Annotated in this window: 13 protein-coding genes; 1 reads left to right on the forward strand and 12 read right to left on the reverse strand. The window is 72.1% G+C overall.

All coding sequences use genetic code 11. The annotated features are described in order from the left end of the window. Positions 1-41: 41 nt before the first annotated feature. The 10 genes from A8713_RS34710 to A8713_RS10375 all read right to left on the reverse strand — a co-directional run bounded on the left by A8713_RS34710 (position 42) and on the right by A8713_RS10375 (position 9,582). Positions 42-1,457: a MinD/ParA family ATP-binding protein gene (locus A8713_RS34710; protein ID WP_079158902.1), complete on the reverse strand. Its 1,416-nt coding sequence runs from the start codon at positions 1,455-1,457 to the stop codon at positions 42-44. Positions 1,458-1,527: 70 nt separating this feature from the next. Continuing rightward, positions 1,528-2,883 (reverse strand): type VII secretion integral membrane protein EccD, encoded by a 1,356-nt coding sequence (gene eccD / locus A8713_RS10335; RefSeq protein ID WP_064533150.1) that lies wholly within the window; start codon positions 2,881-2,883, stop codon positions 1,528-1,530. Between the two features lie 75 nt (positions 2,884-2,958). Next, entirely contained in the window at positions 2,959-3,273 is a 315-nt protein-coding gene (locus A8713_RS10340) for a hypothetical protein (RefSeq protein WP_018570833.1), read from the reverse strand. A 97-nt stretch (positions 3,274-3,370) separates the two neighbouring features. After that, a complete protein-coding gene (locus A8713_RS10345) occupies positions 3,371-3,814 on the reverse strand; it encodes an HD domain-containing protein (protein WP_064537412.1) in 444 nt (147 codons plus the stop codon). A 271-nt stretch (positions 3,815-4,085) separates the two neighbouring features. Then, entirely contained in the window at positions 4,086-4,487 is a 402-nt protein-coding gene (locus A8713_RS10350; RefSeq protein ID WP_064537414.1) for a hypothetical protein, read from the reverse strand. Between the two features lie 63 nt (positions 4,488-4,550). Further along, the gene (locus A8713_RS10355; RefSeq protein ID WP_064533151.1) at positions 4,551-7,034 is read right to left on the reverse strand and encodes an ADP-ribosyltransferase; all 2,484 of its coding nucleotides are present in this window, start codon (positions 7,032-7,034) and stop codon (positions 4,551-4,553) included. Continuing rightward, on the reverse strand, positions 7,031-7,420 hold the full coding sequence (locus tag A8713_RS10360; RefSeq protein ID WP_064533152.1) for a DUF6507 family protein: 390 nt from the start codon (positions 7,418-7,420) through the stop codon (positions 7,031-7,033). The genes A8713_RS10355 and A8713_RS10360 overlap by 4 nt, the downstream gene beginning before the upstream one ends. A 53-nt stretch (positions 7,421-7,473) precedes the next feature. Further along, complete coding sequence (locus tag A8713_RS10365; protein WP_064537415.1) at positions 7,474-7,788, reverse strand: pore-forming ESAT-6 family protein; 315 nt, start codon at positions 7,786-7,788, stop codon at positions 7,474-7,476. 81 nt (positions 7,789-7,869) lie between these two features. Continuing rightward, positions 7,870-8,196 carry a hypothetical protein gene (locus A8713_RS10370; protein ID WP_064533153.1) on the reverse strand — a complete coding sequence of 109 codons (327 nt, stop codon included), beginning with the start codon at positions 8,194-8,196 and terminating at the stop codon, positions 7,870-7,872. Positions 8,197-8,406: 210 nt separating this feature from the next. Further along, complete coding sequence (locus tag A8713_RS10375; RefSeq protein WP_064533154.1) at positions 8,407-9,582, reverse strand: PP2C family protein-serine/threonine phosphatase; 1,176 nt, start codon at positions 9,580-9,582, stop codon at positions 8,407-8,409. A gap of 163 nt (positions 9,583-9,745) precedes the next feature. On the opposite strand from A8713_RS10375, the gene A8713_RS10380 reads away from it, so the two are divergent. After that, entirely contained in the window at positions 9,746-10,987 is a 1,242-nt protein-coding gene (locus A8713_RS10380) for a GNAT family N-acetyltransferase (protein WP_064533155.1), read from the forward strand. A 72-nt stretch (positions 10,988-11,059) separates the two neighbouring features. Here the strand turns inward: A8713_RS10380 and A8713_RS10385 are convergent, their stop codons facing one another. Beyond that, complete coding sequence (locus A8713_RS10385) at positions 11,060-11,872, reverse strand: Fpg/Nei family DNA glycosylase (RefSeq protein WP_064533156.1); 813 nt, start codon at positions 11,870-11,872, stop codon at positions 11,060-11,062. Positions 11,873-12,281: 409 nt separating this feature from the next. Continuing rightward, positions 12,282-12,767 (reverse strand): ribose-5-phosphate isomerase, encoded by a 486-nt coding sequence (locus A8713_RS10390; RefSeq protein WP_064533157.1) that lies wholly within the window; start codon positions 12,765-12,767, stop codon positions 12,282-12,284. Positions 12,768-12,965 lie beyond the last annotated feature (198 nt).

The following is a 12,965-nucleotide window of genomic DNA, read 5'->3' on the forward strand; positions in this document are numbered from 1 at the left end:
TGGGTGCCTCGTCGTCCTCAAGTGCCCTTCGGCTACGGGGTTCAGCGGCGTGTCTGGGACAGCCGGAAGACCTCGGCGGCCAGTTCGGTGGCGGCCTGCCGGGTGGCGCGGGCGAGCAGGTCGGTGCGGATCGCGCCGCCGGCCGCCAGATGCCGGTCGTAGGGCAGGACGCGCACGCTCGCCCCGGTCTCCTTCAGCTGTTCGGCCGCCTTGTCCAGGTCGAGCCCGGTGTGCGGCACGGTCTCGGTGAGCAGGACGACGGTGGAGGTGGTGACGGACCGGGGCAGGCCGCGCATCCACTCCAGGACGGCGTGCGTGCTGGCCAGGCCCTCCAGGGTGGCGGGCACGGTGAGCACCCGGGCCTGGGCGGCGGACAGCGCGGTGCGGGCGACCTCGGCGGGCAGCGTCTCGCAGTCCACGACGGTCACGCCGAAGTAGCGACGCAGCGACACCATGACGCGCTCGTAGCCGCGGGTGTCGAGCATCGCGCCGACCTGGCCCTGGCTGCCGGGCAGCAGCCAGGCGTTGTCGGGCAGCTGGACCAGGTAGCCGGTGACGTCCAGCAGGGACATCTGCGGTTCGACCAGTCCGGCGAGGTCGCCGGTGGTCCAGCGCAGGCTCTCGGCGCCGAGGCGCAGCGGCAGCGAGCCGAGCGCCGGGTCGGCCTCCACGACCAGCACCGGGTCCTGCCGGTAGTGCGCGTAGGTGGTGGAGAGCAGCGCGGCGACGGTGGTCTTGCCGGAACCGCCGCGGATGGAGGTCACGGCGATCTGCCGGCCGGTGGTGACGGCCTGCTGGAGCACCTCGGCGACGGCGGTGGTCTCGGCGACCTCGCGCGCGGCCGAGGAGGACACGGTACGGCGCACCGCGCGCAGCGCCCGCGCCGCGAACGGCTCGCCGCGGCGCGGCTTGCCCCCGGTGGCGGCCAGCCGCTTGTCGACCACGGGACGCGAGTCGGGGGCGGCGCCGCGCTGCGGGGTGCCGGGGTACTGGGCGGCGGGCTGGTGGGGTGCGGCGGGCTGCTGCGGCTGGTACGGCTGCTGGGGTGCGGCGGGCTGCTGGGGCTGGTACGGCTGCTGGGGCTGGGCCTGCGGGGGCTGGTACGCCTGCGGGGCCTGGGCCTGCGCCGGGAAAGGGGCCGGGGCCTGGGCCTCCGCGGGGAAGGGTGCCTGGGGCTGGGCCGGGTAGGGGGCGGCCTGGGCCTGCGGCCCGGCGGGGGTCCGGGCGTGCGGGTAGCCGTACGCCGGAGCGGGGGCCTGGGCCTCCGCCTGCGGGTTCGGGTTCGGGTTCGGGTGCGGATAGCCGTACGCCGGTGCGGCCGGGCCCGGAGCCGGGGGCTGCTGCCCCTCCGGTCCCGCCGGCCGCGGCGCTGCGGTCTCCTCCTGCGGGCCGCGCCGGGGCGCGGTGTTCCTCAAGTCGCGCAGCACGTCGTTCTGCCAGTTGTCCCCGTTGGGCATGTCGCCTTCTTCCCCGCCTCGTCGTCCCGCCCGGAGCGCCGGCGCGTCGTCCGTGAGTGGTCCGTGAGTCTCAGAACTTGTCGAGCAGTTGCCCGTAGATGCCGAACACCCCGACGGCGAGCGGGAAGAGCCCGATCACGCCGAGGGACTCGATCAGGTCGGCGAACCGGCGCAGCCGCACCCGTACGTGCTCGGGCGGCTCCACCGCGAGGACGAGCAGCGGCAGCAGCCCGGCCGCGCCGAGCAGCACCAGCGCGCCCGCGCCGCCCGCGTGGTGCAGCCACAGCACCGCCAGCCGCACGACGAGCACGGCCGCCGCCGCGAGCAGCGCCACGACCTCCGCGACCAGCGGGAAGGCCCGCGCCCGCGACAGCAGGACGACGGCCGTCAGCGCGGCCAGCGCCACCGTCCACACGGTCGGCTCGTGGGCGGTGGTCAGCAGCCAGCCGCCGGCCGCGGCCGAGACCGCGGTGACCACCGTGGCCAGGGCGAGTCCGCGGTGGGTGGCGGCGAGCGCGTTGGCGACCTGGTGCCGGCTGACCGACGCGCCCGAGGAGCGCCGGTCGTCGAGTCCGGTGAGCCCGGACGCCATCAGCGCGAGCCGGGGCAGCAGGCCGAGCAGCACGACGGAGAAGACCGCCATCACCGCACCCAGCCGGTCCGGCCGGTCCTGGAGCGCGGCGACGGCCTCCCACACGACGGCGATCGCGGTCGCCGCACCGGCGCCGACGAGTCCGCCGCGGCCCAGGGGCGAGAAGTACGCGAGGAGGACGAGGGTGACCACCAGGGCCGCGACGACACCGGCCAGCCGGGCGGTCCCGGACCAGTCGTAGGCGTCGGCGGCGGTCCAGGCGGTGAGCAGCCCGAGTCCGCCGGTGGCGAGCAGCAGCGCGGTGGCGAGCCCCCGGTTGCCCTGGCCGATCCGGGCCACCAGGGCGCCGGCGACCAGGCAGACCACGGTGACCACCGCGAGGGCGGTGGTGACGCTCTCCAGTGCGAACTCGCGCCGGGCGAGCACGCCCGCGGCCACCGCGAAGCCGACCGTGGCGACCCCGGCGCTGGCCCGGCGCGCGGCCGGGCGCCAGCGCCAGGCACGCAGGTCGAGGTCGTCGGCGACCTGGTCGGTGACGTCGTGCACGACCGGGGCCGGCGGCGCGGCGTGGGCGCGCACGAGCTGGAGGACGGCACCGTCGGGGATCCCGGCCGAGGACAGGGTCGCGTCGTGCGGCAGGACCGAGCCGTCGGAGGTGATCAGCTGCCGGGTGGCCGGGCGGGTGGAGGCCCGGTCGTCGAGCAGCCGCAGGATGTCGGGGAGCAGTTGGCCGATCGGGGTGTCCGACGGCAGGACGATGTCGGCACGTCGGCGTTCACCGACCAGGGTGACCCGGCTCAGCTGGGTCCGGGACGTCGTTGCTGTGCTCACCACTCACCGGAACCTATCATCGCGTCTTCTCCGTCACGGGTCCGCGTGACGTGACCATGGTGACCACGCACATCGTCTTCACGGCTTCTCCGTAGCCTTGGCGCCGCCGGTCGCCGAAGGGGCCGGCGTACCCGACGGGTTGTACATCTGCTCCTGCTGTTGCTGCTGCTTCTTCTGGTCGGCCTTCTGCTTGGCCAGGGTCGCCTGGAGGAACGACCAGCCGACGCAGCCCGCGCACAGGACGGCGGCGATGGCGATGCCCGCGAAGACCTTGCCGAGCCGTTCGTCGACCGTGCGCCGTCCGCGCTGCGCGCCGAACAGCAGTGCGTCGCGCATCCGGCGCCGGCGCACCGCCACCGACTCGAGCAGCTGGCTGTCGTAGTCCCGTGCCATCCCGTCGTCCTGTGCAGTAGCTGTTTGCTGTGACCGTGTCTCGTGGCTCCGCGCCCGTGCTCGTCGCCCGTGCCGGTGCCCGTCGTCCGCGCGCTCGTCAGTCGTCCGGGCCGAGTCCGAGGTGGCCGCGCATCGTGGCGTACTTGTGCGCGAGCCGCCGTGCGGTGGGCTCGTCCAGTGCGGCCAGGCGCCGCGGGTCGGCGTTGTGCGCGAGGTCGGCCGCCTTGACCAGACGGGCGCCGGGCGCGGCCAGGATCCGACGCGCGTACGCCTCCGGTTCCTCGCCCGGCCGCTTGGTCACGGCCCGTACGGCGTCCTTGGTACGGGCGGGCAGCGGGGCCGCGTCGAGCCACTCCTCGCTGAGCGCGCCGTCCTCCAGGGCGTCGTGCAGCCAGGCGGCGGCGACCAGGTCGTCGCCTCCGCCGCGGGCGCGGACGCCCTCGGCGACGGCCGACAGGTGCTCGGCGTACGGCCGTCCGGCCTTGTCCGTCTGCCCGGCGTGCGCGGCACGGGCGACGGCCTCGACCTCGGCCGGACTCATCTCCGCCCCGGCGCGCACCGGCGCCTGCGCCCGCCCCGTCCGGGGCGGCCTTTCCTGCGGCATCGCGGATCCCCCTACTTCGCTTCCGCAACATATGGCATGGCCGGGCCGCCCGTACACCCGGGGTGGAGCCCCACGGCCCCTTCCCCCGTGCCCTGACGGGCAGCGTGCCACGTACCTGGCGAGACCGCCACGGCATCCGGCGGACCGGTCCCGGCGGCCGGGGTGAACACCCCCGCGCGGAACCGCTCGCCCCGCCGCGGGCCCGGACTCAGTCGCCCTTGGCGAGGGCCTTGACGGCGTCGGAGTCCGGGGCGTCGGCCAGGGGGCCGGGCCGGACCCGGCCGCGGTTGCCCTCCGGGTGGGCGAACATGTCCGCCAGGGCCTGCGAGGGCGGCACGCCCTGCCCCTTGGAGTCCTGGAGCCGGGCGTGCCAGTGGCCGCCCTCGGCGAGGGCCCGCCCTCCCGCGGCGGCAGCCGGCACCCACGCGGCCGCGTCGTCCTCGTCGCTCGCCCACACATACCCGAGGGGCGCGCCGCCCTGCTTGTCGACCACCGTGAGGTACCGCACCGGCTTGTCGGTCCAGGTCTGGTACCGCGCGGGTCCGGGCTCGACCAGGTCGAAGTGCACGTCCTGGTCGAAGCGCGGGTTGATCGGTCGTTCGCTGCTCATGAAGTCCACTTTCGCTCGGCTCTGCCTGATCCTCAACGCGGCCGGGGCCGGGTACGGCTACAGCTACGGCTTCGTCCTCGGCAGGACCTCGCCGTAGATGTGCCACTTGCCCTGCGCCTCGTCGAAGAAGACACGCGTCACCTTGTACTCGGACCCCCGGGCGAGCAGCAGTTCGCGCTCGCCGGGGTACTTGGAGAGATGGTCGATCCAGAGCGCCGGAGTGCCCTTCGCCACGCGGAGGTGCATCCACACGGGCTTCTGGTCGAACGGGGGCGGCGGTGTCTTGCCGAGCGCCGTCGAAGTGAACGCCTTGTCGTCGAACGTACCGCCGAGCATGTCGAGCGGTGAGTCGATCGCGCGCCCGCCGACCTTCACGTGGTCGACCCCGGTACCGCGGACGATCATGATGTCCTCGGGCACCGGGCGGGTGTCCATGACGTCGTCCATCTCGGCGATGGTGTGCTTGAGCGCGTCGTCCACCGGAGCGCCGAACCGGAGATGGCCGTTGATCAGGTCGTACTCGTTGCCGCTGTACGTCCGCAGCGCCTCACGCGACTCGGGGGTCAGGTCGTCCAGGAACTTGTTCCAGTACGCGTTGCCGTACTCCAGCCCCGCCTTGTTGCTGGCACTGGGCGCGGTGTTCGTGCCCCGGGACAGCTCGGCCTCGGCGACCGCGTGCTTCTCGGCGTCGTCGAGGGCGTCGAAGTCCCGGTCCGACATCTGCGGCTTGTACTCGAACGGTTCCCCGGTGCCGTGTCCCGGCACGTCCGCGTGGTCGTGGACCGGGGTCGCCGGGGCGTCGGCGCCGTGGTGCGCGGTGGCGTCGAGGACCGGGTGGTCGAGGTCCACGTGGTCGCCCACGTGCGAGGCGTCGTCGGCATGGCCGTCCGTGTGGTGCCCGCCGCCGTGGTGGTCGGTGTGGTCACCACCGCCGTGCTCGGTGTGTCCCGTGCCGTCATGGCCGTGACCGTGACCGTGGCCGTTCGGCGCGTCCGAGGTGTGACCGTGCCCGCCGCTGCCGGGGACGTCGTGCGTGGGCACGTCGTGCGTCGGCGTGTGCGTCGGGGTGTGGTCGTACGAGGCCGGGGCGTGGTCGTAGGACGACGGCGGCGGCGTGTGGTCGTACGAGGACGGCGGGACCGTGTGGTCGTACGGCGAGGGTGACGGCGTGTGGCCGTAGTGCGCGGCCGGGTCGGCCGTGTGGGACACGCCGTCCGCGCCGGTGTGTACGCCGGTGTGGACAGGCTGCTGCCCGTGGATCGTCCAGCTGTCGGGAAGGCCCGGGACCTTCGGGGCGTTCGGGACGGTCTCGTGCGGGACCGGTGTGGTCTCGGGGATGCCGTTGGCAGCCGTGATGTTGCCGTGCGGGTCCAGCAGCCGTCCGTCGGGCAGGTGGACCGAGCCGTCCGGCAGCGTCGGCATGTCGATCTTGCCGATGCCCTTCAAAGCCTTGGTGATGTCCCCGATCTTCGACAGGCCCGCACCCGCACCCTTGGCCACATACGTCATCGGATCGATGACCCTGCCCGCCTTGCCCGCCACCGACAACGCCTTCGCGACCGCGCCGGCCTTGCCCGCACCCGACGCCGCACCCCCCGCACCACCCGTGAACACCGTGGTCAGCACATTGAACGTGACCGCACCGGCCGCGCGGGCGGGGTTCTTGCCCCACTCGTCCCACGCCACCAGCGCCTTCCCCGTCTCCTTCATCGCCGTACGCGAATCACGGATCCAGGACGGCAGCTTGTCGTCCGGCAGCGCCCAGAACAGCGTGCCCAGACCCGGCAACGAGGTCAGGACCAGACCGGTGGCGAGCTGCGCGAGGCCCTTCCACGCCTGACCCATCGCCTCCCAGCCACCGAAACCGACCAGCGTCCCCAGACCCTTGATCGTGCCCCACACACCGTCCACGATCAGGCCGTCCCACACGAACGACTTGACCCAGTGACCCACCTCGTACCAGTGATGCTTCTCCTCCACCGGGTCACCCCAGGGAAGCTTCGCGTTCTTCAGATCATCCGCGTCGAACCCGTACTGGTCCTTGCGGTCCGAACCGTCCCCCGCGACCATCTGCGTACCGTGGAACAACGCGGTGATCTTGTTGTGACAGGTACGCTCCGCCGCCCAGAACGCCGCGACCGTCCGCGTGATCTCGTCCCGGATCCGGTTGTGCCGGCCGACCTTGTCACCGTCGTACTGCCAGTCGTCATCGTCCTTCACCGAATCGACGAACGTCGTCGCCTCGTCCTTCAGATCCTCCAGCTTCTTGACGAGAGGACGGATCTCCGTCGCATACCCCGACAACGCCCCCGACACCGACTCCAGCCCGGTCGCGAACGTGTCCGCACGGTCCTTCACCGGCTTCGTCGACGCGAACAACTGCTCCGCCTCCGGAGCCCTGTAATACGCCGACAGTCCCTGGAACTTCGTGTGGACGTCCTGACCGGTCGAACGGATATGACCCGCGTCCGCCTTCAGGTTCCCGTACGCCTTCTCCAGCAGTTCCAGATCACCCGTGAACTGCGGAATCTCCTCAGGCTTGATCACCCCGCACCCACCCCGGGAGCATCCAGCTTCGGCGCCTTCAACGCAGCACGCTGCGCACGCGCCGCCATCTCCTCATCACCATTCAGATACGCCGTCGTCGCATCCACCACACCCTGCAACGACTTACCCGCCCGCGCCGCCACGAACTGCAGATCCCTCGACGCATGCTCCGCCCACTGCGACAGAGCCAACGCCACCAGACCCCCCTGCCCCTTACCGTCCTTACCCCCACCACCGGAGTCCGCAGAGATCGTCCCCGCATACGTCGCCGCCGACGTCAAATGCTCCCCGAACGCCTTCCCGTACGTCTCCAGATGCGACGCCGACTCACCCGTCGTCCTCAACACACCCGAAATACCCTGCGGCTTCAGATCCCAGCCCGACACCGACAACCCCCGTACCCACCACGACCTACAGCAGACCCCACGAAACCGGCCCCTCAGCCGATGTTGTCCACCGCCGACTTCGCCTTCGCCAACGTCGACTGCGCCGTCGCATCATTCTTCTCCAACGTCGACTTCACCAGCCCGATGATGTTCCGCACCTCCTGCGACGCACGATTCCACCGCTGCTCCTTGCCGTGATACTCATCCGCCACACCATCAGCCGTGAAATCAGCCATCGCCGCCTTCACCTGACGATCACGCTGCCCGATCACCTCCTCCAACCGCGCCACCACCGCCTGAAGACTCCCCTGCGCATCCGACGACGCACCCGTGTCATACGAACGACGATCCGAACCCGAACCCGCCATCACACACCACTCCCCGTGAAACAGAAAAACAACAGAACAGACAACACCAACGACACGAACGACCCGAACGACCCGGACGGATCAGCGGAACCGCGCCGCATCGAAATTCGCCGCACCCATGTGATGCCGCGCATTGTCACCCTGCTCCTGATCACCCGACGAGAACGCACCGTCCATCCCCGACTGACCACCCACAATCGCCGACAACGACGCATTCAACTCACGCGCGATCCCGTCCGCCCGCCCCTTGAACTCATCGAACATCCGCCGCCCCGTACCGTTGAACTTCCCCTCCAACGGCTCCACCGCCTGCACCAACTGACGGATCAACGACCCCAGATCATCACTCGACCCACGCGAATCACGCGTCAACGTCGACAACGTCTGCGTACCCATATCGAACTTCACGCCGAACTCGCCTCCCCCATCAGAACTTCCGAACATCTGGACATTCGAGATGTACGAGACATGACGGATGTCCAGGGCCGTGGACCGTCGACGTCCGGGTCCCGGAGTCACGACATAGCCGTCCCATCTCTACCAACTGCCGGATCGCGGGTGCAATCCGGGGTCGGAACATCCACAGATGCATCACATACCGGCCAGGGTGGCCGGACTTCAGCGGGCGGTGGCGGTCGGGCCCTCGCGGCAGATCAGCAGGAGCGCGCGGTCGTCGTTGACGTCCTTGGCCACCGCCTCGATCAGATGCCAGGCGGCGCCGTGGAAGCCGCCGGCGACATAGCGGTCGGCCTCGCCGGTGAGGCGGTCGATGCCCTCGGCGATGTCGCGCTCGGCGGTCTCCACCAGGCCGTCGGTGAAGAGCATCAGGACGTCGCCGGGGCGCAGGGAGCCCTTGACCGAGTCGAACTGGGCGCCGTCGTACACGCCGAGCAGGGGCCCCTCGGCGGCCTTCTCCTCCCAGCGGCCGGTGCCCGCGCTGAGCTGGAGGCCCGGCGGGTGGCCCGCGGAGTACAGCTCGTAGTCGCCGGAGTCCAGATCGAGGACGAGGTGGATGGAGGTGGCGAAGCCCTCCTCCCAGTCCTGGCGGAGCAGATAGCCGTTGGCGGCGGGCAGGAAGGCGTGCGGGGGCAGGCTGCCGAGCAGACCGCCGAACGCCCCGGAGAGCAGCAGCGCCCGCGAGCCCGCGTCCATGCCCTTGCCGGAGACGTCGGTGAGGACGACCTCCAGGGTGCGGCCGCCGTTGGTACGGGCGGCGACGACGAAGTCACCGGAGAAGGACTGGCCGCCGGCGGGGCGCAGCGCCATCTCGTGGTGCCAGGTACCGGGCAGCCGGGGCAGCTGGCTCTGTACGCGGATGCGTTCGCGCAGGTCGAAGAGCATGGTGCCGCCGCGCCGCCAGGGCACGCCGACGCGGCTGCGGAACTGTGCGATCAGCAGGCCGAAGAAGCCGCAGGCGGCGACCACCAGCACCACGCCCGGTGTCACCCGTGAGGGGCCCTCGGTGTACGGGCCGAGCCGGACGGACTCCACGATGAGGGCCGTGGCCGCCGCCGCGTACAGGCCGAGCAGGCTGGCCGGGCGCAGCAGGAGGCCGCCGGCGACGATGGGCAGGACGAGCGCGACCGGCGAGAACCACACCGAGTCGACGAGCGTCAGCGCGGCGATCACGGGAATGGTCACCAGCAGACCGCCCAGCGCGATCCAGTCCGAGCCGTCGCCGCGGAAGTAGTCGACGGCGGCTCGGCGCACGCCGACGCGGGCCCGGTGCCACTGCATCTTCAACCGGGCCGTGAACGTCTCGGCTTCCGCGCGCCGCCCTCGTTCTGCTGCCATTAGTTCGGGACCCTATCCATCGGACCCGCCGGTTGGCACGGGAGGTCCGACTTATCCCCCGTCCGGGGCTCGACTTCACAGTGAACTTCACAGGAAGCCTCCGCGTCGCCACCCCCGGCAAAATTGTTTCGACCGGGCCGTGGGGTGCTGGTAGGGATGGCACATGGCAACCGATCTTGCGACCGAGCTGAGGGTGCTGCGGCCCGACGAGTGGGACACGTGGTACGACAACCTGATCCGCGCCTTCGGCGGTGTCCCGGAGCCGGGCGAGGAGAGGGACCTCTACCGCACCCTGACCGAGTGCGGCCGTTCGCTGGGCGTCTGGGACGGGGACACGTGCGTGGCCACGGCGGGGGCGTTCAGCTTCCGGGTCACCGTGCCCGGCGGCGCCGCGGTGCCGGCCGCGGGAGTGACCATGGTCGGCGTGGCCGCCACGCACCGGCGGCGCGGACTGCTGACGTCGATGATGCGGCGCCAGTTGGACGACGTGCGGTCCTCGGGCGAGCCGCTGGCCCTGCTGACGGCCTCCGAGCCCGGGATCTACGGCCGGTTCGGGTACGGCGCGGCGAGCTTCCAGCTGCGCGCCGACATCGACACCGGCCGGGCCGGGCTGTCCGTCCCGGACGGCACGGACGGCGTACGGCTGCGGTACGCGGAGCCCGCCGACGCGGTCGACGCGTGCGAGGCGGTGTACGCGCGGCTGGTGTCCGGCCGGCCCGGGATGCTGGCCCGGCGGCCGGGCTGGGAACGGCTCGGGCTGCTCGACGTGGAGAGCCTGCGCGGGGGCGCCTCGCCGTTGCAGTGCGTGCTCGCCGAGCGCGGCGGGGAGGTCACCGGGTACGCCCGGTACCGGGTCAGGCCGGTCTGGGAGGACGGCGGGCCCGAGGGCACGGTGGAACTCGCCGAGCTGGGCGCGCTCGATCCGCTGTCCGACGCGGCGCTGTGGCGGTTCCTGTTCGACATCGACCTGACGTCGCGGCTGTCGCTGCGGAACCGGCCGGTCGACGACGCCTGGCAGTACCTGGTGAGCGACATCCGGCGGTGCCGGACGCGGCAGCGGGACTCGCTGTACGTACGCCTCGTCGACGTCGGGGCGGCGCTGGCCGCGCGGACGTACCAGGCGCCGGTGGACGTGGTCCTGGAGGTGGAGGACGCCTTCTGCGGGTGGAACGCCGGGCGGTGGCGGCTGAGCGGGGACGCGAAGGGCGCGGTGTGCGAGCGCACGTCGGACGCCGCCGATCTCGCGCTGTCCGTACGGGAGCTGGGGGCGGCGTATCTCGGTGGGGTGCCGCTGACCGCGCTGGCCGCGGCCGGGCGGGTACGGGAGCTGCGCGGCGGGGCGCTGGCGGAGGCGGCCGTGGGGTTCGGCTCGGCGGTCGCGCCCTGGCTGCCGCACGGGTTCTAGGACCGGACCGGCCGGTACGTTCCCGTCGCCTGCCCCGGGGTGGGGGCGGGGCGGCGGCGGGCGGAGCGGCGGTCAGCGCTGCTGGCAGGCGGGGCACCAGAAGAGGTTGCGCGCGGCCAGGTCGGCGGTGCGGATCTCGGTCGCGCAGATGTGGCAGGGCAGGGTGGCCCGGCGGTAGACGTAGACCTCGCCGCCGTGGTCGTCGACGCGCGGCGGGCGGCCCATGGCCTCGGGGGTGTGCTCGGGGCGGACCGTGTCGATGCGGTTGTTGCGGACGCCCTCGCGCATGAGGGCGACGAGGTCGGTCCAGATCGCGTCCCACTCGGCGGGGGTGATGTCCTTGCCCGGCCGGTACGGGTCGATGCCGTGCCGGAAGAGGACCTCGGCGCGGTAGACGTTGCCCACGCCCGCGATGACCTTCTGGTCCATCAGCAGGGCGGCGATCGTCGTACGGCTGCGGCGCACCCGGGCGTAGGCGGCGGCCGGGTCGGCGTCGGGGCGCAGCGGGTCGGGGCCGAGGCGGTCGTGTATCGCCTGCTTCTCGGGCTCGGTGATCAGGGCGCAGGTGGTGGGGCCGCGCAGGTCGACGTACGCGGTGGCGTTGGCGAGGCGGAGGCGGACGGTGTCCGTGGGCGGGGGCGCGGGGGCGTCGCCGAAGGTGACCTTGCCGAAGAGGCCGAGGTGGATGTGGACCCAGTCGGCGGTGCGGAAGCGGAGGAAGAGGTGCTTGCCGTGGGCCTCGGTGCGGGTCAGCTCCGCTGGGGTGAGCAGGGTCGCGGCGGCGGAGAACTTGCCCTGGGGGCTGGTCACGTGGGTGGGGGTGCCGTCGGCGAAGCGGGCGGCGTAGTCCTGTGCCAGGCGGTGGATGGTGTGCCCTTCCGGCACGGTGCGGGTTCCTTTCGTGGGCGTGGGTGAGTTGTCGCGGGGCGCGGTGGGGGTGGTCGGGGTGGGGACGGGCGCCCATGCGGGGCTTTGCCCCGGACCCCGTCCTTTCCCACCCACCCACCCGTCTCGGTGAGTCGAGAAGTCACCCGCCCCGGGGCTCCGCCCCGGCCCCCGGCGGGGGCTCCGCCCCCTGCGCCCCCGGGGAGGACACGATGAGCAGGGAGTACCTGAAGCTCTCCATCCTCCGCCCCCTGCGGCCCCGGGGAGGACACCGAGGGGGGCACCCGGAGAGGACATCCTCGGGAAGCCGCCCCGGGGAGGACAGGCTCTGGGACGCCTGGGGAGGCCGGTCCCGCCCCTTCCGAGGGGGCAGCCCCGGTCGGCCTGTCGGGGGGCGGGTGTCCGGACGCTACTGCTGCGGGTGGTGGGGCGGGATCGGGGGCAGGTCGCCTGTGGTCTCGTAGGCCGAGAGCATGTCGATGCGGCGGATGTGGCGTTCGTCACCGGAGAAGGGGGTGGCGAGGAAGGTCTCGACGAACTTCGTCGCGTCCTCGGTCGAGTGCATGCGCGCGCCGACCGCGACGACGTTGGCGTTGTTGTGCTGGCGGCCGAGGGACGCGGTCTCCTCGCTCCAGGCGAGGGCGGCCCGGACGCCCTTGACCTTGTTGGCGGCGATCTGCTCGCCGTTGCCGGAGCCGCCGATCACGATGCCGAGGGCGTCCGGGTCGCCCGCCGTGCGCTCGGCGGCGCGGAGGCAGAAGGGCGGGTAGTCGTCCTGGGCGTCATAGAGGTGCGGTCCGCAGTCGACGGGCTCGTGGCCCGCCTCCTTGAGCCATTCGACGAGGTGGTTCTTGAGTTCGAAGCCCGCATGGTCCGAGCCGAGATACACGCGCATGGTCCGAGTGTGACACGGCGGATCCCGGGCGGGCGGCTCGGGTCGAGCCCGCCCCGCCGCCCGGATCGTGCCCGCGGCGTGCCCGCATTGTGTCCGGGATATGCACGGAAGAAATGCAGGGCGGACTGCGAACCTCAAAGAAACCTCAAGTAACGATTACGTTTCGAAGGTTCACGAATTCCTTTGCCTCCGATTCAC

This window comes from Streptomyces sp. SAT1 (genome assembly GCF_001654495.1).
GTDB lineage: Bacteria > Actinomycetota > Actinomycetes > Streptomycetales > Streptomycetaceae > Streptomyces > Streptomyces andamanensis.